The following is a 23,249-nucleotide window of genomic DNA, read 5'->3' as shown; positions in this document are numbered from 1 at the left end:
TTATCCAATAAACATATCCACAGTGCTGGCTTACCTTTATACTAGCGCCCGGTTGTTTATAAACTGTCCAAACGCTACTGAATGGAAAATCCCAGGTGAAGTTCGTAAAGTATCTACTCATCCTTGCAGTCTCTTGCATTCTGCTGGGAGCTGCCTCGATATACGGTTTGTACCGTTATATCGAACCCCAACTGCCCGATGTCGCCACGCTGAAAGACGTTCGGCTGCAAACGCCTATGCAGGTTTACAGCGCCGATGGCGAACTGATCGCTCAGTTTGGTGAAAAACGCCGTATCCCACTCAAGCTGGATCAGGTTCCCCCTGAGTTGGTACACGCTTTTATCGCGACCGAAGACAGCCGCTTCTATGATCACCACGGTGTCGATCCCGTCGGGATCATCCGCGCCGCGTCTATCGCGCTCACATCGGGTCACGCCTCTCAAGGGGCGAGTACCATTACGCAGCAGCTCGCCAGGAACTTCTTCCTGAGCCCGGAACGCACCCTGATTCGTAAGATCAAGGAAGTGTTTCTGGCTATCCGTATTGAGCAGTTGCTGACCAAGGATGAAATCCTTGAGCTTTATCTGAACAAGATTTACCTCGGCTATCGCGCTTATGGCGTTGGCGCAGCGGCACAGGTTTACTTTGGCCGCCCTGTTGACCAGTTGACGCTGAGCGAAATGGCGATGATCGCCGGTCTGCCGAAGGCACCATCGACGTTCAACCCGCTCTATTCCTACGACCGTGCCGTTGCCCGCCGCAACGTCGTCCTTGCACGTATGAAGGATGAAAACTACATCACCCAGTCGCAATACGATGCGGCACGTAACGAAAAGCTGGTCGCAAATTATCACGCACCGGATATTTCGTTCTCCGCCCCGTATGTCGCAGAAATGGCACGACAGGAGATGGTCAAACGCTACGGCGAAGATGCTTATAACGACGGTTATAAGGTCTACACGACGGTCACCAAAAAATTGCAAACCGCCGCACAGGATGCGCTGCGTAATAACATCCTCGCCTATGACATGCGCCACGGTTACCGCGGCCCGAGCAAAGTGCTCTGGAAGGTAGGCGAAGGCGTCTGGGATCAGGCGAAGATGATTGCCGCCCTGAAAGCGTTGCCGGTCTACGGCCCGCTCTATCCGGCCATCGTCACCAGCACTACGGCTGACAACGCGATTGCGATCCTGTCTGACGGCAGCAACATTGCCCTGCCGATGGCGGGCATGCGCTGGGCACGTGCCTACCGTTCCGATACGCAGCAAGGGCCAACACCGAAGCGCGTCACGGACGTGGTACAGGCCGGTCAGCAGGTCTGGGTCCGTAAAGTGAACGATGACTGGTGGCTGGCACAGGTGCCGGACGTCAACTCTGCCATTGTCTCGCTTAACCCGAAAAATGGTGCGATAGAAGCGCTGGTTGGCGGTTTTGACTTTAACCAAAGCAAATTCAACCGTGCGACGCAGGCACTGCGTCAGATTGGTTCCAACATCAAACCGTTCCTGTATACCGCTGCGATGGACAAAGGTTTAACGCTGGCAACGATTCTGAACGACGTACCGATCACCCGTTGGGATGCTGGTGCAGGCTCTGACTGGCGGCCGAAAAACTCACCGGCAACCTACGATGGTCCGATCCGTTTGCGTCAGGGGCTGGGTCAATCCAAAAACGTAGTGATGGTACGTGCCATGCGTGCGATGGGCGTGGACTATGCCGCGGATTACCTGCAACGCTTCGGTTTCCCGGCACAGAATATCGTCCATACCGAATCGCTGGCGCTGGGCGCGGCCTCATTTACCCCGCTACAGGTCGTACGTGGTTATGCCGTCATGGCAAACGGCGGCTATCTGGTAGACCCCTATCTGATTAGCAAGATAGAGAACGAAGTGAGTGGGACGGTGTTTACCGCGACGCCGAAAGTGGTCTGTGATACCTGTAATCTACCGCTGGTTTACGGTGAAACGCCACGATCTCCGGTGTTAGCGACCACTAACGTTGAAGATGTTGCCACGTCAAACGAAGCGCCGCCGGTAGGCCTGCCGCAGCCAGAACTGGAACCTGTTACGCCAGAAGCCGCACAGCAAAGCGCTGCACAGCCTTATGCACCGCACGTGATCAACACACCGTTGGCGTTCCTGATTAAAGATGCGCTGAACAGCAACGTCTTTGGCGAACCGGGCTGGATGGGAACGGGCTGGCGTGCGGGCCGTGAGTTGAAACGTCGTGATATCGGCGGTAAAACCGGTACAACGAACAGTTCCAAGGATGCCTGGTTCTCCGGCTATGGCCCGAATCTGGTGACTTCAGTCTGGATCGGCTTCGACGATCACCGTCGCGATCTGGGTGCCAGCAGCGCATCTGGCGTCATCAAAGATCAGATCTCCGGTTATGAAGGCGGTGCGAAATCAGCGCAGCCTGCGTGGGATGATTTCATGAAAGCCGCGCTGGATGGCGTACCGGAACAACCGCTGACGCCGCCGCCTGGCATTGTCAGTGTGGTCATTGACCGCAGCAGCGGCAAACTGTCCAACGGTGGCGGGAATAGCCGCTCCGAATACTTCATTGACGGTACACAGCCGAAAGAATATGAAGTACATGAAGTCGGCACCACGCTGATGGATAACGGACAAAGCGAAGAATTATTCTAGCCAACGTTCGATAGCGTTACACTGACAAAGAGGGCACCAGAAACGGTGCCTTCTTTTTTGGCTATGATGAATCAGGAAATTAGCGAGGTGTGCGGCGCAGCCAGTCGTGGGCCAGAAACAGCGCGCTGACATTACGCGCTTCTCGGAAATCAGGCTCTTGCAGCAACGACATCATGTTATCTATCGGCCAGCGGACTTGCGGCATCGGCTCCGGCTCATCGCCTTCCAGACTCTGCGGATACAGCCCACGCGCCACAACGATATTCATCTGGCTGGAAAAATAGGAGGGAGCCATCGTTAACGTCGCCAGCAACTCCAGCTTTTCCGCCCCAAAACCGACTTCTTCCATTAGCTCGCGGTTAGCGGCTTCGAAAACCGTTTCGCCGGGATCGATCAGCCCTTTGGGAAAGCCCAGTTCGTACTCTTCAATGCCGACGGCGTATTCACGGATCAACAACAGTTCATCATCAATGATCGGGACAATCATCACCGCCTGTCGGCCGCTTGGGCGCATCCGTTCATAAACCCGACGTACCCCGTTGCTAAATTCAAGATCGACGGATTCCACATTGAACAGGCGCGAATGCGCTACCGTTTCTACCTTGAGGATTTTAGGTTTTTTCAGGTTATGACTCATTGATGCCCCCCAGAGAGTTACGACCAGAACGGCACCTTAGCCCAACGCGCATGAGAGACTGCGTTTATCGCAGCCTGAATATGCCATGCTGTTGAATAAGAAGAGATCGTAAATATGCTTTTTTGATTCTGTTCACATTGTGCGTTAACAGTCACCTTCGCTGCAACTATCGTGACGATGAATTTACGTGTGGGCAACATGAAGGATACATCCTGTATGAGAAATCACCAGAAAAAGTCAATAACTTAAAAAAAATAGGAATATCCTCATTCAAGAGGCGTTTTTTGCTTGTTACTATCATCACCTTATGCGATTAATTCCATTCACAATTACGTTATTAATCTAAGAAAACAATGCCATACGGGTTATCATCGATTGTATAATTTTGTTAAACTCCGACGAGAACAAGGAGCATCGCGTTTTGGAATGGAGATGAGATGAGCACAATATTTACCCTATTGGCGATATTGCTTGCCTGTCTGATCGCTGTCGGAGGTGTTATCGCCTACCGTATGCGACACCGTTTCTTCTCCGCTCCGCCGTTACCCGTTTCGCAATCGCTTCCCCGACGGTTAACTGAAGACGAACGGATCGCGATTGAGCGTTATCTGGCTCAGGAAAACAGCCAGCAAACCACGCCGCTTGATACCCCCAACGAGCAGCCAAAACTGCCGCGTTCCCTGCAAAGTAATCGGGTTTACCCCATCACCCATACGATTACACGCTATGGTCTGAGCACTGATACTCAGAATAAGTGGCGCTACTATATTGATACGCAGGAAGTCCATCTGCCGCCCAGTTGGGAACCATTCATTACCGAAAATAACACCGTCGAACTGATTAAGACGCGCTCGATCCCGCTGGTCATTTCCTTGAATGGACACTCGCTAACCGAATGTCTCGACGATCGTCCACTCGCCCCACTGCCGAGCGAAGTCCCTGTCCCGAACGCCTCCATCCGTCAGGAAGGGAGTGAGCATGCCGAGTTGGTCACTATCCGTAAGGAAACACGTGAAGAACACGCCATGCACCACTCTGGGGGCTTGAAGGAAACCGCCGTGCTCTGCGTGTCTTTCTTGCTTTTGTTCATCAGTCTGAATAGCCCTATCGCCCTACTCCCCTGGCTGATCGGTACCGCATCATTATTAGCAGGCTGGAGCCTGTGGCAACTTTTCCGCTCGCCGTCCGCTCAGGAATTACGCGATGTGCACTGCCTTCACGGCACGCCGCAAGGCTTGGGTCTGTTTGGCGAATCCAATCAGGGGCCGCTCGGCAATATCTCACTCGGTAATATCGATCTGATTTACCCGCCTCACTGGCAGCCTTATATCACGCAGGATCTCGGGCGAAAAACAGATGTCGATATCTATCTCAACCGACAGGTGATCCGTCAGGGAGAGCACCTGTCGCTGCATGATGAAGTGAAACATTTCCCGCTACAGCGCTGGGGCAGAAATCTACTGCTGGCCGCTGGTTCTCTGCTCAGCCTGATTTTGCTCGTCACTAACGTACAGCTTGAACTGCCGCTCAAGCTAAGCCTGGCCTGGCTTCAAGGCGCACAGCGCATTCAGGTCACGCAGGTTAGCGATCTGGAAACCGCTCAGCTCCGCATTGGCGACACGCTGGCTGTCCGTGGCAACGGCATGTGCTACGTGTCCGCAGGCATTCATCCCGTTTCCGCACCGTCGTCCTATGCGTTCAGCCCTTTTGACTGTTCCGCCATTTACTGGAATAAAGCTGCGCCGCTGCCATTACCGGAATCCGAGACGATTGAAAAAGCCTCTGCACTGCTGAAATCCGTCAACAGCCAGCTCCATCCGCAAGCGGAAAAAGAAGGTCAGGTTAACTCTCAGTTAGCGTCTACGATCCAGAAATCAGGTCTGATCCTGATGAAAAACTTCGCTGAAGTTGTCCTGAGAACACAAGATTTGTGTCGGCAGGAAAACGATTGCTCTCGCCTGAAAAATGCGCTGGTGAATCTAAGCGACGTCAAGAACTGGAATACACTGGTAAAAGACGCCAATTCTGGCACGCTGAAAGGTATGAATGTGGTGCTGCCTGCCGTCAGCGCAGAAACGCTGGAATCCTTGGTCAACAGTTCTACCGATCAATTCTTCTATCAGGAAATCAATAACGCGGCAGATTCGCTGAACAGCCCGCCGCCCGGTGGATTCCTGATTCGCAGCGACGAAGGCCGACAGTTCGTTAGCCATCCTCTTCCTCCGATGCCGCTGAATGAATATCGTCCATCGGACCAGTGGCAGGAACTCCAGCGGCTTTCCGCGATGCTGTTGCATACACCGTTTAATGCCACGGGCGTGATCACGCAGCTGAATACCGATGCCAACGGAACCCAGCACATCAGCCTGCACAGCGAACCTGACGTGATTACCGTTTGGCGCTATCTCGGCACGTGTCTGCTGCTGCTGCTCTTTTCTGCAACGTTTATCGTTAATGCGGTTTTGACCGGTATTAAGATGCGTAAAAGCCAGAAGCGAGTGACCGATATTCAGCGCTATTACGCCTCACGGTTCAATATGATGACGAATGCGTTCCCGGATAATCGCCCACAGCTCCCCCGCTAACGGCATCGTGCCCGCTCTGTGGTTATGCTAACCTAGCGGCCGTCACTCTTGTCACAATTGCATTGCGCGTCTTCTGCTGCATCACCCCTATAGCACGACGCGACATCTGGAGTCGTTATGAATCCCCACGTTAACTGGCACGGCATCGACACCGTGATACTGGATATGGATGGCACGCTGCTCGATCTGGCGTTTGACAGCTATTTCTGGCTTCAACTGGTGCCGCAGTCGCTCAGTGAAAAACGTCGCATCAGCCTTGAACAGGCGCACCAGCTTATCGAACAGGAGTACCGGGCCGTTCAGCACACGCTAAACTGGTACTGTTTCGATTACTGGTCAGAACGTCTCGATCTGGATATCTATCAAATGACGACGGATATCGGCACGCGAGCCCGATTGCGCGATGACACGACGCCGTTTTTAGCGGCGCTGCGCGAATGCGGTAAAGAGACGATTCTGCTGACCAATGCCCATCCACACAGTCTGGCGGTAAAAATCGAACACACTGGGCTGGATCAGCACCTTGATTTATTACTTTCCACCCATACTTATGGGTATCCGAAAGAGAATCAGCGCTTGTGGCAGGCCGTACAGCAGCAGACTGGCTTCAACCCCGCCAGAACGTTATTCGTGGATGACAGCGAACCGATTCTGGATGCCGCGAAAACGTTCGGTATCCATTACTGTCTGGGCGTGCGTAATCCCGATTCCGGCCAGCAGGAAAAGGCATTCCTGCAACATCCGTCAATGAACGACTACCTTGCGCTGCTACCAGCCCTGCGCCACTCCGTTAACGCAGGGTAATGCAGGTGGCCTGAGGGGGAAACACGGAGATGAGGTTCCCGCAGGGATGCCTCGCGCCGTGGTCGCCCCCAGTAACGCGATCCTTAAACGATCGGCATTAGGGTAATCAGGGGGATTTATGGTGAAAGCTACCGAACAGGCCGACGACGCCGTTCGTCTGGACAAATGGCTTTGGGCCGCCCGTTTCTATAAAACCCGGGCGATAGCTCGCGAAATGATCGACGGCGGCAAAGTGCACTATAACGGGCAACGCGGTAAGCCGAGCAAACAGGTCGAACTGAATGCCGAGATCAAACTGCGTCAGGGCAATGATGAACGCACCGTAGTCATTTTAGCCGTCAGCGGCCAGCGCAGAAGCGCGACAGAGGCGCAGGCGCTGTATCAGGAAACAGCCGCAAGCATTGAGAAACGAGAAAAGCTGGCACAGGCGCGGAAAATGAATGCGCTGACGATGCCACACCCCGATCGCCGCCCTGATAAAAAAGAGCGACGCGATCTGATTAAATTTAAATACAGCGATCAGGAATAACGCTCCGCTCTTCATTTGTTGGTCATCAAACTGCTGACAATAGAGAGAAGACCCAGCGATTGCCGCACCACTCATCGCCGCACTACTCATCTCCGCACAACGACGAGAAAATATTATGGCTCATGACCAACTACATCGTTATCTGTTTGAAAATTATGCCGTTCGTGGCGAGTTGGTGACAGTTAACGAAACGTATCAACGTATTTTGACCAACCACGACTACCCAGCTGCGGTACAAACGCTGCTGGGCGAAATGCTGGTTGCCACCAGCCTGCTAACGGCCACGCTGAAATTCAGCGGCGATATTACCGTTCAGCTTCAGGGCGATGGCCCACTGAAACTGGCGGTGATTAACGGTAACCACCAGCAGCAGATGCGCGGCGTTGCCCGTCTGCAAGGGGATATCGCACCGGGGAGTTCGCTGAAAGAAATGGTCGGCAATGGCTATCTGGTCATTACCATTACGCCGACTGACGGCGAGCGTTATCAGGGCGTCGTCGGTTTAGAAGGTGAAACCGTGGCCGAATGTCTGGAGAGCTATTTCCAGCAGTCCGAACAGTTGCCGACACGGCTGTTTATCCGCACTGGTCCACACGACGGGAAGCAGGCAGCCGCAGGCATGCTGCTCCAGGTGTTGCCCGCACAGGATGCCGATCGTAATGATTTTGATCATCTGGCACAGCTCACCACAACGGTTAAAGCCGACGAGCTGTTTACCCTGCCTGCCACCGAGGTGCTGTACCGCCTTTATCATCAGGAAGAAGTCACCGTGTATGAGCCGCAGGATGTCGAGTTCCGCTGCCACTGTTCGCGCGATCGTTGCGCAGATGCATTAATGACGCTGTCCGATCAGGAAGTGAATGAGATGATCGAGCAGGACGGTGAAATCGATATGCACTGTGACTATTGCGGTACGCACTACCTGTTTAATTCGCTGGACATCCGCGCCATACGGCAGGACTCATCAGGAAACCTGTTGCATTAATCTTTTTAACGGGTACGAAAGTACCCGTTTTATTTTGCTTATTTTCCCATCTGTAAACCGCCGTGATTATTTTTCAAACACCCTAAATAAGCAAAGTTATTAATGAATTTATTTAATTTTATGATTGCTATCGCGGTTAAAATAAGCTCACTCCCTACAATGTTTAGTAGTACGACTATAACTTGAGGAGTAGCAACATGCTGATCAACGGTCTTACCCCGCAAGCCCTGACGGCTTATGGAATCCACGATGTCCGCGATATTGTCTACAATCCCAGCTATGACCTGCTTTTTGAAGAAGAACGCTCCCCTACCCTACAAGGCTATGAACGCGGCATCGAAACCCAACTGGGTGCGGTAGCCGTCGATACCGGCATCTTTACCGGCCGTTCCCCGAAAGATAAATACATCGTGCGCGATGACGTCACCCGCGACACCGTGTGGTGGTCCGATCAAGGCAAAGGTAAGAACGATAACCACCCCTTGAGCCAGGAAACCTGGACGCACCTGAAGCAGCTGGTCACCACACAGCTGTCCGGCAAGCGGTTGTTCATCATCGATGCCTTCTGCGGTGCTAACCCAGACAGCCGCCTCAGCGTACGTTTCGTCACGGAAGTGGCGTGGCAGGCGCATTTCGTCAAAAACATGTTTATCCGCCCGAGCGATGAAGAACTGGAAGGCTTTGAACCAGATTTCATCGTGATGAACGGTGCAAAATGCACCAACCCGAACTGGCAGGAACAGGGGCTGAACTCCGAAAACTTTGTCGCGTTCAACCTGACAGAACGCATCCAGCTGATTGGCGGCACCTGGTACGGCGGCGAAATGAAGAAAGGGATGTTCTCCATCATGAACTACCTGCTGCCGCTGAAAGGCATCGCTTCCATGCACTGTTCGGCAAACGTCGACGAAAAAGGCGATGTGGCGGTCTTCTTTGGCCTGTCCGGCACGGGTAAAACCACGCTGTCCACCGATCCGAAACGCCAGCTGATTGGCGATGACGAGCACGGCTGGGACGACGACGGCGTCTTCAACTTTGAAGGCGGCTGCTATGCCAAAACCATCAAGCTGTCTAAGGAAGCAGAGCCGGATATCTACGGTGCCATCAAACGCGATGCGCTGCTGGAGAACGTCACCGTGCTGGCAGACGGCACCGTGGACTTCAACGACGGTTCCAAAACCGAGAACACCCGCGTCTCTTACCCGATCTACCACATTCAGAATATCGTTAAACCGGTCTCCAAAGCGGGCCATGCCACGAAAGTGATCTTCCTGACGGCGGACGCGTTCGGCGTGCTGCCACCAGTTTCCCGCCTAACGTCCGATCAAACGCAGTATCACTTCCTGTCCGGCTTTACCGCCAAACTGGCAGGAACCGAGCGCGGCGTGACGGAACCGACACCGACCTTCTCCGCTTGCTTCGGCGCGGCATTCCTAATGCTGCACCCGACGCAGTACGCTGAAGTGCTGGTGAAACGCATGAAGGCGGCTGGCGCACAGGCCTATCTGGTGAACACCGGCTGGAACGGCAGCGGCAAACGTATTTCCATTAAGGATACGCGCGGGATTATTGACGCCATTCTGAACGGCAGTATTGATGATGCAGAAATGCAGACGCTGCCTGTCTTCGATTTGGCGATTCCAACCTCGCTGCCCGGTGTCAATCCTGACATTCTCGACCCGCGTGATACCTACGCCAGCGTCGAACAGTGGCAGGAAAAAGCGGACGATTTGGCGCAGCGCTTTATCACCAACTTCGATAAGTACACCGATGCACCAGCGGGTGCTGCGCTGGTGAAGGCAGGGCCGAAGCGGTAACGACAGGTAAGAAAACCATTACGAAAAAGGCGCGGAATCCGCGCCTTCAGATCGTTGACAACCTATTTGCCGAATGAAAACGGGAGTAACGGAATAGAAGAGTAAAGCGTTTGCGCCATGGATGGCGCAAGCCGAGCGTACATGGACGTATTCACAGCGTCTTTACGATCTATCCGTTACTACCGCTCGACGGTCTTTGGCGTAATCTAAGAAAGGCGCGGATTCCGCGCCTTTCTTATTCATGCCGGTGCTGCACAAAATGCTTATGACTCTTTCACGGCACCCGCATCTGCTACCGCGACGTCCGATAGAAGCGGCAGATACGCGCGGACGCAGAGCCCACCGCGTTCGCTTCTGCCAACATCCAGCACGCCATTGTGCGCATCGATAATACGCTGCACAATCGCCAGCCCAAGCCCTGTACCGCTAGTGGTTCGTGCGCTATCGCCACGCACAAACGGCTGGAACAGGTGCTGTAACTGATCGGGCGCGATGCCTTCTCCGTCGTCTTCTACCTGAAACCAAACGCGCTGTAGCTCACGTCCAGTACTGACTTTTATCCAGCCGTTCCCGTAACGCGCCGCATTCACGACCAGATTCAGCGCCGCGCGTTTGATCGAAAGGGAGCTAATGCGCACCAGCAGTTCGCCGGTAGCAAAATCGCTGTCGATCTGGCGTTCATAACCGCTTTCCGATGCCACCACTTCGCCCATAATGGCGTTCAGGTCGGCCACTTCCGTCTGCATTTCCTGACCGGTACGCAGGTAGTCGAGGAACTGCTCAATAATCGCATTACACTCTTCAATGTCCTTATTGATCGACTCCGCCAGATAGTCATCTTCCTTGCCCATCATTTCGGTCGCCAGACGAATTCGCGTCAGCGGCGTACGCAGATCGTGGCTGACGCCCGCCATCAGCAGCGTGCGGTCATCGGCCAGCAGCTTCACGCCGGAGGCCATCTGGTTAAAGGCACGCGTCACGGAACGCACTTCGGAAGCGCCATATTCACGCAGCGGCGGCGGAATAATGCCTTTACCGACCTGCAAAGCCGCATGCTCCAGCTCAACCAAGGGTCGGTTCTGCACCCGAATAAATAGCCACGCGCCGCCAATCACCAACAGCATTATCGCCAGCGTATAGCGGAAGAGCGGCGAGAAATCGCCCTGATGAATTTCGGTGAGGGGAACGCGCACCCAGATATCCGGTGACAGCCAGGTTTTCAGCCACACCACCGGCGTATTCTTGCTGACTTCAACCCGCACATCCGTCGGGCCGCCCAGCTGTTGCGCCATCTGGTCACTCAGAAACTTGTAGTGCTGGGCCCAACGCAGGCCGCTTTCCTCCGCCGCCGCATTGGTGTACAGCGATATACCCAATTCGCGGTAAATCTCACGCCGGAACGCAGGCGGCACCTCAAGCGTGGAGCCATCTTCCAGTTGCAGACTGTCCGTCATCAGCATTCTTACTTCGTATGCCAGCACTTTATTGAACTGCTGCAAACTCGGCAGAATCGCGAAGTTGAGCACCACCAGATAGGTGGTGACCAAACTGACAAACAATAACGTGACAATCAGTAGCAACGTCCGTGCAAATGAGCTGCGCGGAGAAAAACGCCATTGCATCATGCCTTACTGCCGTCCGGGACAAACACGTAGCCAAGACCCCACACGGTCTGGATATAGCGCGGGTGCGCCGGATCCTCTTCCACCATGCGGCGCAGACGAGAAATTTGTACGTCGATGGAACGCTCCATCGCGCTGTATTCACGACCACGGGCCAGGTTCATCAGCTTATCGCGAGACAGCGGCTCGCGCGGATGGCTCACCAACGCCTTAAGCACGGCAAACTCGCCGCTGGTTAACGGCATCGGTTCATCATCGCGGAACATTTCGCGCGTACCCAGATTCAGCTTGAATTTACCAAACGCGATAATGGCTTCTTCCTGCGATGGCGCGCCCGGCAGTTCGTTCGCCTGACGACGCAGCACCGCACGGATGCGAGCCAGCAGTTCACGCGGGTTGAAAGGTTTAGGAATATAATCATCCGCGCCGATTTCCAGCCCGACGATACGATCGACTTCTTCCCCTTTTGCCGTCACCATAATGATCGGCATCGGATTGCTCTGGCTACGCAAGCGACGGCAGATGGACAGCCCATCTTCGCCCGGCAGCATCAGATCCAGCACCATAAGGTGAAAGGATTCACGGGTCAGTAAACGGTCCATCTGTTCAGCATTGGCTACGCTACGTACCTGAAAACCCTGCTCAGTCAGATAACGCTCTAACAGCGCCCGCAAACGCATGTCGTCATCTACAACCAGAATTTTATAGTTTTCTTGCATTCTCTTTCTCCAAAGGCGTAATAGCGCCGACGATGCTATTGTTCAGAAACATACGAATTACTGACAGTCGTTTCTGGTATACATTCTAGGCAAAATTGTTACAAAGCATATTAAAATTCGTGTAATCAATCATTTCCTGTGCTCTTAGGCATGAAATAATCGGCGATTAATGACGATTGCGGTTAGCGAAGATTGTCGTTTACGAAGATTGTCGTTTACGAAGATTATAGTAACGCAGCCGCCAATAAAAAGGCGCGGTAGCGGCGAATATCCTCCATCAGACATTCCACGTTCGACATATCGACATATCGACATTTTCAGAGGGAAGCAGGAACTGCACGGGCGTAAGAGCAATCTGGTAGGTCATACTTTCAAACACGCTCAACCTCCTGACATAAACACTCTCGTATCGCTCCGGCCAGTGCACCGGAGCCGACGGTGAGTGACTTACTGCGCAAGACTGACGAAATAGCCCGGTTGGTAATCAACCGGCAGGAACTGCTGGTGAAGCTGGCGGAAGGTGTCATCCGCGTTGAGATCGCGGAATAAGTCTGGGTGGAACCACTCGGCCAGTTGCTGAATGGCGATAAAGTCATACGGGCCGTTGTAAAACTGATGCCAGATGGCATGAAATGCACGCTGCTGCTTGGCGATGCTGTTGGTGTAGGCCGGACGTCCCAGAAACCATTCGAGACGCTTACGTCCTTCCGTCATATCCTGCCCCGGCCCCAGACCAATCCAGCGTCCGCCGGGCACGAAGGCTTCAAAGTTGCCGCTGGTGATCACTACAATTTCCGGGTTTTCCACAATCACCTGTTCAGGGTGCATCTGCATAAAGGTGCTCGGCGCATTCTTCGCAGCAACGTTATCGCCACCGGCCAATTGCACGAATTTACCGAAGTTATCCGGGCCGAACGTCAGGCAGCATTCATCGGTATAGCCCCCCAGTCGCTCAATAAAAACGCGCGGGGAACGCGGTTTTTTCGCCGCCAGCACATCGGAAACGCGTTTTAGCTGCGCCTCACGGAATGCGAGAAAGGCTTCGGCACGTGCTTCCTGATTAAACAGCTTGCCGAACAGACGCATGGTAGGCGCCGTGTTTTCCAGCGGGTGATAGCGAAAATCGACATACACAATCGGAATGCCGACGCTGTCCAGTATCCGGTCATAACCCGCATCGACAATCGACCGCTGCGCCTCAATGTTCATAATGATGACGTCAGGCTTCAGCGACACCGCCTGCTCCACGTCAAACGTGCCCTTTTCCGTGCCATCAAACGTCGGGATTTTTGCCAGTTGAGGGAAGCGGTCACGATACTGGTGCCACGTGGCAGGATCGGACTGAATCAGATCGCGCTTCCAGGCGACAATCCTTTTCGCCGGGTCTTCCCTGTCGAGCATCGCAACCAGATAAAGCTGACGCCCCTCCCCCAGCATGACACGCTGCACCGGCGTCTTGACTCTCACCTCGCGCCCCAGCACGTCCTTGATGACAGTGGAGGTTTGTGCGGTTTGTTCAGCCTGCCCCGCCAGCGGCGACAGGCCGACCATCAACAGCGCGCTCAGCAATAACCGACGGCAACATTGCCGCGTCCAACGATTACACATTTTCGATATTTCCCTTCGTCGAGAGAGAGTCATGTTTTTCCGCCTGTATCCGCAGGCGTCGTAGCAGCATCAGCGCGACCAGGAAGGTCACCAGATACGCGGCACCAACGCAGAAGAACAGCGAACGTAATCCGGGGGAGTAGAGAACCAATCCGCCCAAAGCAATGCCCAGAATCGAGGCAAACTGGCTGACGCTTTGCGCCACGCCGAGTATGTAACCCTGCTGTCCGGCCCCAGCCGCGCGGGAAATCAGCGCCATCAGCACGGGCGTCGTCGCCCCCAACAGCACGCCCCACAGGAAGTACAGCGGGATGAAAATCGTAATATTCAGGATCGTAGCAGCCGTCAACGTCACGATGGCGCAGGCCAGCATGACCACACACAGGCGGCTCAACGTCTGCGACAGCGAGAGATTTTCAAAATAGCGCGCCCACAGCGACGCGGAGACAATCACGCCGGTCGCCTGCAAGCCATAACACAGCCCGATAACCCACTTATCCACCTGAAAGAAGCCATCCAGATAGAGGGAAAACGGCGTTTGCGGGATCATACGGCTGGTCAGCAGTAGGCCAGAAATCAGCAGCAGACCGGGAATCGGCGACAGCGCCCAAAGCCGCCTGCTGGGAATGATTTTCGCCTGCGCATCCGCTGGCGGAACAACGGGAGCCTCAGGGGCGACATGCGGCAGGAAAAGTGCCACGGTGATGCCGCACAGCGCGCAGAGGATCGCCGCACTCAGGTTGATCCAGAAGAAGTTCAGATAATCGAGGATCAGCCCACCGACAATCGCTCCCAGCAGCGATCCCACATTGGTGGATACCTGAAGCCAGGCAAACAGTCGCGTGCGCTGTAGCGGACTGACTACCGCGACGCCATACGCCTGCGCGGGCGCAATATAGCCCGCACAGGCACCCTGAATAAAACGCAGCGCGACTATCGTCCAGATGTCGTTTGCCCACGCCAGCCCGAGCTGGGTTAGCGCCAGCCCAAACAGCGCGCGGATCATCATGGCTTTGTTGCCCAGCCGGTCGCCCATCCGTCCCCAGAAGGCGCTGGTCAGCATAATGCCCAGCATCGGCCCGACGTACACGGCAATCCCCGCGATACTCAGTTCCGCACCGGACGACATACTTTCCAGATGCAGCGGCCAAAACGGCCCGCTCATCTCCATCGCCCCCATCGCCACCAGCTGTACAACAAACATAAAGTGGATGATGAACGCGACCTGTCCGCTCAAGCGCATGCGCCAGCCCCTTCTGGTTCCACGGCGTCATCCGGCCTCATTCCCGCTACGGTCATCACGTCAATTCATCTCATCCGTCAGCCAGTGCGGCGGGAAATAGTCGGGACGATCCTGCGTAGATATTCCCATGTAATCGCTGCACCACCGGTAGACTTCCTCAATGTACGGCACGCTAACGGCCAAATTCTCCGCAATCGCCACCAGCAGGCTCAGGCCGTAGGCAATATCCTCCTGAAACACCCGATGCTGAGTATCAAACACGTACCCACCAGCGTCATGTTTTCGCAGCGGCAGACCGATGCCGTGATAAGCCTGATTGGTACGCAGCACGGAAAGCATCGTGTGCGCATCGGCAATCTGATCGCCATAGGCATCGATAATCTCCTGCTTGAGCGGCAGCACCGAATCCAGCCGCACGCCAAGCCGCGTCTCCAGCGCCGCACACAGCCGCTGGTTCTCCTCGTCCATGCGTTCCAGATAATAGGCACCGAGTTCCGGGCAATCATTCCACCAGCATAGCGGCTGCAAGAGCGGTCGGGCATGCCACTGCCCGTAAGGACCGATCAGGCCATAAATCACCGCACTGTGCATAATCGGGTTACCCGGCGTCAGCGTGATCTCCAGATAATCCGGCAAGAGCACCACCGGCGCGGCATAAAGCCGTTGCAGCAGCGCTATCAGCGCCTGCTGGCTCGCAGCCGTTTCGCGCCGATGCGTGGCGACATACAGCGTGGCCTTTTCACCGCCCATTTTGATCGACTGGCCCGGCAGCAAATCAAACGCAATGTGTGCGACGTCCTTCATGCCCCAAATTACCACGTTTGGGCGCGCGGCCAGCTCACGTTCGGCCAGCCAGTCAAAGCCGCAAAAGCCGGGGATCGCCCCGACGTACACCGGTTTATCGCGGGGAAGATGGGGAACGATCCGCGCCAGAAGATCGGCGCGGAAGTTGGCGGGAACGGTGATGATAACGATATCCGCATCGCGGCAGGCTTCCGCCGGATCGCAGGTCACGCAGTCCGGCGTCGCCGTCAGCGTCTCGCCATCCGGCAGCAGCGCGTGTAGCCGTTTACCGTGCTGCTGATAGGCTTCCGGCAGACGCGGATGGCTGCCCAACAGCGTCACCTTAACGTCTGGCCGTTGTTTAAACAGCACCGTGGCGAGATGGCCGGTCTTGCCGGCCCCGCAAATCACCACGTTAAGCGGCTGCCCGCTTAGCGTTTCGATCATCCTTGACTCCTTAGCTTGCCTGCTCCAGAGAAATCGCATTGCCCAGCCAGCGATCCAGATCGTGCCACACGCCGCTATCGATCAGGTTACGCGCCGCGAGCCACTCTTCGTTAAACACCGTGTGCAGATATTTCTCCCCGCCGTCGGCAATCGCCAGCACGACGTTGCCGCCGATGCGATCCTGATAGATCAGCTCCAGCGCTTTATAGATCACCCCGCCCGTCGAACCGCCGACCAGCAAACCGTAGTGTCGTGCGATATAGCGTGCCGTTTCAAACGCCTGCGCATCCGAAACCTGCTCACCACAGTCGATGCAGCTGTAATCCAGTACCAGCCCTACGGTATCACCCGCTGGCGTACCGGTGCCGGATTGATAGTAAGGCTTGCCGGGGTGGCCGAAGACGATAGAACCCACCGGTTCAACGGCAATGGTCGTGATATCCGGGTTATGGACTTTCAGACCGTGCGAAATGCCCGTCATCGAACCGCCGGTGCCCACGCAACCGACAAACGCGTCGATCTTGCCAATCTGGCTGAACAGCTCGCGGACAAAATCGGCATAGCCGCCCGCGTTCGCCGCGTTATCCGACTGGTTCATAAACACCGCGCCGGGTATTTCCTGCGCCAGCTGTGCCGCCATGCGCTGGCGTTCCACCACCGCCACTTCATCTTCGCCGTAGTCGCCGGAGACGTAGCGAATTTCCGCGCCGAGCGCGCGCATGATGGCGATTTTATCCTGTGCCGCGTGATGATCGACCACAGCGATAAAGCGCAGGCCGTATTCAATTGACGCCAGCGCCAACCCGATACCGGTATTCCCCGATGACGACTCGACAATGGTGCCACCGGGGCGGATTTTGCCTGACTTCAGCCCGGCGACAATCATGTTTCTCGCCATGCGATCCTTCATGCTGCCGCCGGGGTTGTTCTTCTCCACTTTTAAAAACAAACGCGTATCCCCATAGGGAACCGGAATTTGTATAACGGGCGTATTACCAATCAAATCAGTTACTTTATTCAGGATCATGGTTCTGCTCCATTCAGTTATCACTGGAAAAAATCAGCTCACCTTTCTTACCTTTGAACGCACACAGGCGCGCAGGCAGCGGATGCCGATGAAACGCGTTTTCCAGCAGGTCCATCTGGTATCCCGCCGTATTCGCGTAAATCAGTAAATCGCCTGACTGCGGCACGGTTCGAAAATGAATCAATCGGTTCGTAATGACATCGTCGTCCAGACAGCTGTGTCCGGCGATCCAGGCTTTGCCCGGTGCCAGAGGCGTGTCTTTTTTGACGGAAAAAACATGCAGAGGATCAATCAAAAACTCAGAGTTAAACCAGGTTTCACACGCGCTGAAGCTGCTGCCTTCCACAAACACGACGTGGTTGCCATCCGGCTGGCGGCGCGTGCGCGTGACGCGAAACACGGTAATCGCACTTTGGTCAGCGAGGCTGCGTCCCGGCTCTATCGCCAGAATCAGGCCGTGCCGCTTGAGCACGTCCGCTACGCGATCCTGTCCGATTGAGGCGGACAGGAATGTCTCAAGATAGTCGACAGCCGAGCGCTCACCGCCATACGGGTAAAACGAGGTTGGCACCTGACCGTGGCGGTAATCCGCCGCATTCTGCTTCGCTAAATAATCCTGATAGCGTGAAGCCGAAAGATATTGAATCGGCAATCCCCCGCCGATATCAATAATCGCGGGCTGCAATCCCTTTGAGCGTGCCCGCTCCAGTAATGGCAGTACCTCAGCAAATGCCGCCACTCGAGTATCGGGATCATAGCCGCCGAGATGGAAATGGAAGCCTTCCAGATGAAGCACAGCCTGTCTGGTGCTCAACGCCTCCAGACAGATTGCAACCTCATCGGCCAGCATGCCAAACCGACTGGCCTGCGCGAACGACGGGCGATAGCGCAGCAGAACCCGCACGGGCTCCGTCACGCGTAGTAAATCCGCCAGCGCGAGCACCTCGTCGAACTCTTCCGGTGAATCCAGCACGATAAGAGCGCGATGATGAACCAGCGCCGTCAGGAACTCACGCGTTTTGGCCGGGCCGGTGGCGCACAGCCGTGCGCCGTCGCAGCCTGCCCGCAGCGCATCTTTTAGTTCCTGTAAGCTGGAAACATCCACGCCGACGCCCGCGTTAACCGCCGCCTGTACCAGCCCCGGCGATTTGTTCACCTTCGCGCCGTAGTACAGGCGGCAATCCACGTCGTGATGCTGCAACACTGTCCGCAATGCCGCGATATTGTCGGCCACGGTGTGCGGCCAGACAATATTCAGCGGCGACCCATACTGCTCAACCAGCCACGACAGCCTTTGCGGCGAGTTGAAAAGAAACTGCTCAATCTCACTATCCAGATAAGGCGTCAGTCTCTCAGGCCAGTGGGCCTGCGCGACAGGGAGGGAAGACACTGCGGCAAAGCTAAACAGGTTGCTCATCGTTATCTCCTTAACGTTCGGTTCCTGAAAAATACCTATCCTTAGAAATCAACCGCGACGGACAGCATCAGCGTCCGCGGCGTTCCTTGCGATACCGTGCTGAACGACGTCACGCCAGACCAGTAATTGCGGTCAAAGGCGTTCAGGACATCCGCACGGAATGTGGTGGGCGCATTGTAGATTCGCGTCTTGTAACGCGCGCCGAAATCAACGGTGGTCCAGGAAGGAATAGACTGGGTATTGATGGTGTTGACGTTCTGCTTCCCGTTATGAGTAACGTTGGCGTTCAGCGTCAGATCGCGCAGGAACGGCAGGTCATATTCCACGCCTGCGTTCGCCTGAAAACGCGACGTGCCCGGCGCACGCTTGCCCTGTGCACCCGGCGTCACGCTTTTGGTCAGCTCGGCATCCAGCAGCATCACGCCACCGGTCAGGCGCAAATCCTCCAGCGGTGAACCGACGACATCCAGCTCGATACCCCGATTGCGCTGCTCGTTGGCATCGACAAACGTGCCGTTAACCAACGCGCCGCTCGGCTTGGTGATCTGGAAAACGCTTAGCGTGGAGATCGTTCCCAGCGCATCCACTTTTGCCCCGGCTTCATACTGTTTGCTCTTATACGGTGACAGCACTTGACCGGCGTTGCTCGCATTCGCAGGCGCAATATCTCCTTTGCTCAGCCCTTCAATATAATTGGCGTAGAGCGAGACGTGCTGCCAGGGTTTCACCACCACACCGACCATCGGCGTGATTGCATTTTTGTCGTAGGACGATGATGGCGCGCTATTACCAGGAACAAAGTTATCCGACTTGATCTGCTGATAACGCAGCCCGCCCGTCACTTGCAGCGCATCGTTCCAGAAGCCGAGCGTATCCGCCAGCGCGATACCTGACAGCGCAGTGGAAGAGCGTTTGCTAATCGTTGCAGGTGCGGGAATGTCAACGGAAGACATATATACGGGGTTGTAGATATTAGTATTGAGGTCTGGACCAATTACACTCGTTGTTGCATGACGATCCCGGTAATAACTGGTTTGGGCTGATAGTTTGTGTGTCACCGAGCCCGTTTCAACGTCAGCTCTAATACCCGTAGCTAGATTATAACGACTAACGGCGGCGCGGTAATTTACGAGATAGGAGGCATTACTACTCGTTCTACTCACATCGCCATTATTGTTGGTTACTTGCGGTACTTGCTCTGATAAACGACTGACATGTGCACCAGAACCGCCTAGATCGGTAAACCAGGTAACGTTATCCGCCAGATCGTATTCGGTATGCAGCAACACCGACTGATCTTTGGAGTGCCAGAATCCCCACGGCTGAGAGATATTGTTATTGCCATCCGGTGCGTCAGGCACGGTCACGCCCTGCGCGAACGAATAAGGGCGAGACGGCGCACGGGTTTTCAGGTGCTGAGTGATGAGATCCAACGTGGCGCGGAAGCGTTCTGAGGAGAAATCCAGCCCAAGCGAGCCGACCTGCGTGCGCTTGTCGCTGCCGTCCCACACCGTGTCGCCGTAGCCGTAATTCCCGTTAAAACGCACGCCGAGCAGATTGTTATTGTCCAGCGCATAGACGCGGGAAATATCCGCATGCTGTGTGAGTTGGGAATCAGACTGCCAGCTGGTCGTGAGGCGGGTCAGATTGCCGACGGTGGTCGGGCGTTTGGTGACGGCATTAATCACACCGCCCACGCTGCTGTTAGGCGACAGCCCATACAGCAGTGCCGACGGCCCTTTCAGCACTTCTACCCGCTCGATGTAGTCGGTCATCAACTGATAGTTAGGCGCAACACCGTAGACGCCGTTCATGGCGATGTCGCTCAGGTTTCCTTCATTGAGTGGAAAACCGCGAATGTAGTAGGAATCCAGCAGACCGCCCTGAGAACTGCTCACCCGCACCGATGCGTCATGCGCGACCACCTGCCCCAGCGTCTGTGCCTGTTTATTTTCAATAAACGATGAGGTCATGTTGCTGACGTTAAACGGCGTATCCATCACGTCCTTTTTGCCCAGCAGCCCGGTGCTGGACGACCGCGCCGACATGCCGCCCGCGACCAGCCCCTGCACGGCATCCGCGTCTCTAGCTTCCACCACGATAGTGGAATCATCGCGCTCGCCCGTTGCAGACTGCGCGGGTATCGCGATGCCGCTTAGCACCGCCGTTACGGCGATGGCCAACGCGGAAGGAATAGGAAAACGAGTCTTCCCGGTAGGTGGAGTGAAGTTCTTCCTGGCGTTCATCAACAAAGTTATCCATCTCAAAATGAGGAGTGAAAAAGATGCTCCCGTTTTCAGCCTGTGAGGCGGGAGCATCGCCATACATCACGATCCGATGCGGGTTTCTTCCTCTTCAATGAGGAAGGGATTGCTCAGACCGTGCTGAATCCGATAGTCGCGATATTCCTGGATGTGCATGCGCAGCAGCGAACGCGTATACCAGGGCTGGGTCATAAACATGTCGCGTTCGGTCTGCCACAGCTCGTCATCAACGCGCGACTTCACGGCGTCAAACGCCGCGGCGGTTTCTTCTTTCATCACCTGCCACAGCCGGGCATCGGCAAAGCCGTATTCCGCGCTGAGCGCCAGCGCCAATTCGTGCAGGTGGCTGACAAAGCAGGCATCGACGACAAACATCCGCACGGGTTCGATGTCGTCTTCAAAGACCGTGGGCAGAATGCCGGGCCAGACGTAGGGTTGCAGGTGATGACCGCGCTGACGCAGCAGCGGCGCATAGGTGCGCCCGTCGCCGAAATCACGGATTAATAATCCCTGCGCGACACCTTCCGGTGAAAAGAGGATCTGGCTGTTCTGCTGATGCGCTTCCAGCCCGATGCCGTACAGCAGATAGATAGCGATGACTGGCCGGGTTACGGCGCGGACGTATTGGCGGAACCACGCTTCGGGGCCAAGCCCGGACAGCGTCACCAGCTCGGTGAACAGCGGCTGCTCGCGGTGAGGCAGTGCCGTAAACAGCGTGGCGACGGTCACGGGCAGCGCGCCGTCGGTGCGTTCATAAATTCGAGCATCGCGGAAAACGACGGAGAGATGTTTGCCCGGCGCGTCATCCTGATGAACTGCGTGCTTGTAGTGGAACGCCGTCTCTTCGCGGAAAAACGCCAGCCTCTGCTCAAACCCGCCTTCCTGCGCCAGAATCGCTTCGATAATGGTGCTGATACGTGGCCCCATGTGGATGGATTTCGCCTGTAGGCTGCGCATTTCGCTGGTCATCCAGATGGCGACGGGCAGTTTGATGAAAGGGGAAGAAGGCGGTTCAACGGGCAAAACAGTACGGAACGACATACCCGGTAGCGTGATGAGATCGGGGCCGTCGGTAAGCAGAATCCCTTCGGCAATTTCATCCGCATAGTGGGATTTCACCCAGTTTTCCAAATGCCAACTGTGGATGGGCAGCGGGAGCCACTGCGTCTCATCCAGCCCTTGTTGATTCAGGCGCTGCTTCCAGTCCTGCCAGAGCGCGGGGAATGCCTGAGCAAACCACGAATGAAAATCATCGACGTGCGGCATGGATTCGACATACGCCATATCGCGGCGCAGCGCGGTAATACGCAGCGGCACGCGGGCGTTAAATTCGGGTGACAGCTGCTGGACGTCTTCGTCACTCAGTCCGGGGCGAGATTTCCAGGTCGGGTAGTAAGGGTGGCCTTCCAGCGCTCCCCACTGATCGAGAAACATGGCGGCATCGCGAATGCTGAGCTGCCGACGCAGCCACGGCGTGAAAGCGTTCTGCCCGTCCTGCTGCATAGCATCGGCCACCTCAGCACGCCACTGGCAACGATAGCGCCGGGCGTTGGTATCATTACGAATGCTGTTACCGACGTCTTTTTTCAGGCCACGGATGCCGCTCTCGTCAGGATGAAAATCGAAATTGTCGCGAAGTAAATCAATCAATCGCTCGTGGCTGGTAACGGGAAAAGATGTGCCATCTGAATGAATGAGATAAATATTTCCATTATTAATATACGTGTTTGCCGGTGATGGCGAAATATCATCAAATTTCAATATACCTTTGCCACCCTGCAAAGCCAGCGTTGCAGCTCTGGAATTACCCTCAATAAATATCAGGTCATTTTTATTCAAAATCCCTTCTGCGAAAAAGCAGCGAATCAATCGCCTTAACGCGTTTTTATTTGAGTAATCAGAGAGAAAACCATCTACATCCTGATGTATATCCCTGTGTTTAATTTCGTCAACCTTGATATTCATAACCACTCCTCATACCGATAAAACAAGTAAAAACCGATTGCAGTAACGTATAAAAGGGTGTCGTTAAATCTCGGGTTAACACGTCCCGAAACTTAATAAAAATGTCGTGATAGATGGATTGAAAAATAATGAACGGAAAGCTAGCA

The 23,249-nt window shown here is 55.1% G+C and carries 16 protein-coding genes; 6 read left to right on the top strand and 10 right to left on the bottom strand.

The window, feature by feature from the left end:
• Nucleotides 1-95 precede the first annotated feature (95 nt).
• Entirely contained in the window at nt 96-2,651 is a 2,556-nt protein-coding gene (gene mrcA / locus Q3A88_RS15290) for a peptidoglycan glycosyltransferase/peptidoglycan DD-transpeptidase MrcA (RefSeq protein WP_317178223.1), read from the top strand.
• Between the two features lie 79 nt (nt 2,652-2,730).
• Here mrcA and nudE read toward each other — a convergent pair whose 3' ends face one another.
• On the bottom strand, nt 2,731-3,288 hold the full coding sequence (nudE, locus tag Q3A88_RS15285) for an ADP compounds hydrolase NudE (protein ID WP_014916864.1): 558 nt from the start codon (nt 3,286-3,288) through the stop codon (nt 2,731-2,733).
• 437 nt (nt 3,289-3,725) lie between these two features.
• Here nudE and Q3A88_RS15280 point away from each other — a divergent pair, with 437 nt between their 5' ends.
• The 5 genes from Q3A88_RS15280 to pckA all read left to right on the top strand — a co-directional run bounded on the left by Q3A88_RS15280 (nt 3,726) and on the right by pckA (nt 10,008).
• On the top strand, nt 3,726-5,873 hold the full coding sequence (locus tag Q3A88_RS15280) for an intracellular growth attenuator family protein (RefSeq protein ID WP_110163344.1): 2,148 nt from the start codon (nt 3,726-3,728) through the stop codon (nt 5,871-5,873).
• Between the two features lie 117 nt (nt 5,874-5,990).
• Nucleotides 5,991-6,677 carry a GMP/IMP nucleotidase gene (gene yrfG, locus Q3A88_RS15275; protein ID WP_317178222.1) on the top strand — a complete coding sequence of 229 codons (687 nt, stop codon included), beginning with the start codon at nt 5,991-5,993 and terminating at the stop codon, nt 6,675-6,677.
• A 118-nt stretch (nt 6,678-6,795) separates the two neighbouring features.
• Complete coding sequence (gene hslR / locus Q3A88_RS15270; protein WP_010277707.1) at nt 6,796-7,206, top strand: ribosome-associated heat shock protein Hsp15; 411 nt, start codon at nt 6,796-6,798, stop codon at nt 7,204-7,206.
• 115 nt (nt 7,207-7,321) lie between these two features.
• Nucleotides 7,322-8,191 carry an Hsp33 family molecular chaperone HslO gene (gene hslO / locus Q3A88_RS15265; protein WP_110163345.1) on the top strand — a complete coding sequence of 290 codons (870 nt, stop codon included), beginning with the start codon at nt 7,322-7,324 and terminating at the stop codon, nt 8,189-8,191.
• 197 nt (nt 8,192-8,388) lie between these two features.
• Nucleotides 8,389-10,008 carry a phosphoenolpyruvate carboxykinase (ATP) gene (gene pckA / locus Q3A88_RS15260; protein WP_317178221.1) on the top strand — a complete coding sequence of 540 codons (1,620 nt, stop codon included), beginning with the start codon at nt 8,389-8,391 and terminating at the stop codon, nt 10,006-10,008.
• Between the two features lie 263 nt (nt 10,009-10,271).
• Here the strand turns inward: pckA and envZ are convergent, their stop codons facing one another.
• The 9 genes from envZ to Q3A88_RS15215 form a co-directional block, all read right to left on the bottom strand.
• Entirely contained in the window at nt 10,272-11,633 is a 1,362-nt protein-coding gene (gene envZ, locus Q3A88_RS15255; protein WP_039277203.1) for a two-component system sensor histidine kinase EnvZ, read from the bottom strand.
• Nucleotides 11,630-12,349, bottom strand: coding sequence for a two-component system response regulator OmpR (ompR, locus tag Q3A88_RS15250; protein ID WP_005969424.1), 720 nt, complete (start codon nt 12,347-12,349; stop codon nt 11,630-11,632). The genes envZ and ompR overlap by 4 nt, the downstream gene beginning before the upstream one ends.
• Before the next feature lie 447 nt (nt 12,350-12,796).
• Complete coding sequence (locus tag Q3A88_RS15245) at nt 12,797-13,957, bottom strand: ABC transporter substrate-binding protein (protein ID WP_317178220.1); 1,161 nt, start codon at nt 13,955-13,957, stop codon at nt 12,797-12,799.
• The gene (locus tag Q3A88_RS15240) at nt 13,950-15,200 is read right to left on the bottom strand and encodes an MFS transporter (RefSeq protein WP_317178219.1); all 1,251 of its coding nucleotides are present in this window, start codon (nt 15,198-15,200) and stop codon (nt 13,950-13,952) included. The genes Q3A88_RS15245 and Q3A88_RS15240 overlap by 8 nt, the downstream gene beginning before the upstream one ends.
• A 60-nt stretch (nt 15,201-15,260) precedes the next feature.
• Nucleotides 15,261-16,430, bottom strand: coding sequence for an NAD/NADP-dependent octopine/nopaline dehydrogenase family protein (locus Q3A88_RS15235; RefSeq protein WP_317178218.1), 1,170 nt, complete (start codon nt 16,428-16,430; stop codon nt 15,261-15,263).
• A 10-nt stretch (nt 16,431-16,440) separates the two neighbouring features.
• Nucleotides 16,441-17,457 (bottom strand): PLP-dependent cysteine synthase family protein, encoded by a 1,017-nt coding sequence (locus tag Q3A88_RS15230; protein ID WP_010277727.1) that lies wholly within the window; start codon nt 17,455-17,457, stop codon nt 16,441-16,443.
• Nucleotides 17,458-17,470: 13 nt separating this feature from the next.
• Nucleotides 17,471-18,874 (bottom strand): Y4yA family PLP-dependent enzyme, encoded by a 1,404-nt coding sequence (locus Q3A88_RS15225; protein WP_317178217.1) that lies wholly within the window; start codon nt 18,872-18,874, stop codon nt 17,471-17,473.
• 41 nt (nt 18,875-18,915) lie between these two features.
• Complete coding sequence (locus Q3A88_RS15220) at nt 18,916-21,120, bottom strand: TonB-dependent siderophore receptor (protein ID WP_317178216.1); 2,205 nt, start codon at nt 21,118-21,120, stop codon at nt 18,916-18,918.
• 81 nt (nt 21,121-21,201) lie between these two features.
• The gene (locus tag Q3A88_RS15215; RefSeq protein ID WP_317178215.1) at nt 21,202-23,103 is read right to left on the bottom strand and encodes an IucA/IucC family protein; all 1,902 of its coding nucleotides are present in this window, start codon (nt 23,101-23,103) and stop codon (nt 21,202-21,204) included.
• Nucleotides 23,104-23,249 lie beyond the last annotated feature (146 nt).

The sequence above is a fragment of the Pectobacterium sp. HCp5_1 genome (assembly GCF_032905925.1).
GTDB lineage: Bacteria > Pseudomonadota > Gammaproteobacteria > Enterobacterales > Enterobacteriaceae > Pectobacterium > Pectobacterium brasiliense_A.
The sequence above is the reverse complement of the archived record's forward strand: the minus strand, read 5'-3'. Positions and strand labels throughout refer to the sequence as shown.

Bases quoted from the DNA above. Each gene is read 5' to 3' on its own strand.
- hslO (WP_110163345.1), top strand. From the start codon at position 7,322: ATGGCTCATGACCAACTACATCGTTATCTGTTTGAAAATTATGCCGTT.
- yrfG (WP_317178222.1), top strand. From the start codon at position 5,991: ATGAATCCCCACGTTAACTGGCACGGCATCGACACCGTGATACTGGAT.
- ompR (WP_005969424.1), bottom strand. From the start codon at position 12,349: ATGCAAGAAAACTATAAAATTCTGGTTGTAGATGACGACATGCGTTTG.
- envZ (WP_039277203.1), bottom strand. From the start codon at position 11,633: ATGATGCAATGGCGTTTTTCTCCGCGCAGCTCATTTGCACGGACGTTG.
- Q3A88_RS15240 (WP_317178219.1), bottom strand. From the start codon at position 15,200: ATGCGCTTGAGCGGACAGGTCGCGTTCATCATCCACTTTATGTTTGTT.
- Q3A88_RS15225 (WP_317178217.1), bottom strand. From the start codon at position 18,874: ATGAGCAACCTGTTTAGCTTTGCCGCAGTGTCTTCCCTCCCTGTCGCG.
- Q3A88_RS15230 (WP_010277727.1), bottom strand. From the start codon at position 17,457: ATGATCCTGAATAAAGTAACTGATTTGATTGGTAATACGCCCGTTATA.
- hslR (WP_010277707.1), top strand. From the start codon at position 6,796: ATGGTGAAAGCTACCGAACAGGCCGACGACGCCGTTCGTCTGGACAAA.
- nudE (WP_014916864.1), bottom strand. From the start codon at position 3,288: ATGAGTCATAACCTGAAAAAACCTAAAATCCTCAAGGTAGAAACGGTA.
- Q3A88_RS15280 (WP_110163344.1), top strand. From the start codon at position 3,726: ATGAGCACAATATTTACCCTATTGGCGATATTGCTTGCCTGTCTGATC.
- Q3A88_RS15215 (WP_317178215.1), bottom strand. From the start codon at position 23,103: ATGAATATCAAGGTTGACGAAATTAAACACAGGGATATACATCAGGAT.
- Q3A88_RS15235 (WP_317178218.1), bottom strand. From the start codon at position 16,430: ATGATCGAAACGCTAAGCGGGCAGCCGCTTAACGTGGTGATTTGCGGG.
- Q3A88_RS15245 (WP_317178220.1), bottom strand. From the start codon at position 13,957: ATGTGTAATCGTTGGACGCGGCAATGTTGCCGTCGGTTATTGCTGAGC.
- Q3A88_RS15220 (WP_317178216.1), bottom strand. From the start codon at position 21,120: ATGAACGCCAGGAAGAACTTCACTCCACCTACCGGGAAGACTCGTTTT.
- pckA (WP_317178221.1), top strand. From the start codon at position 8,389: ATGCTGATCAACGGTCTTACCCCGCAAGCCCTGACGGCTTATGGAATC.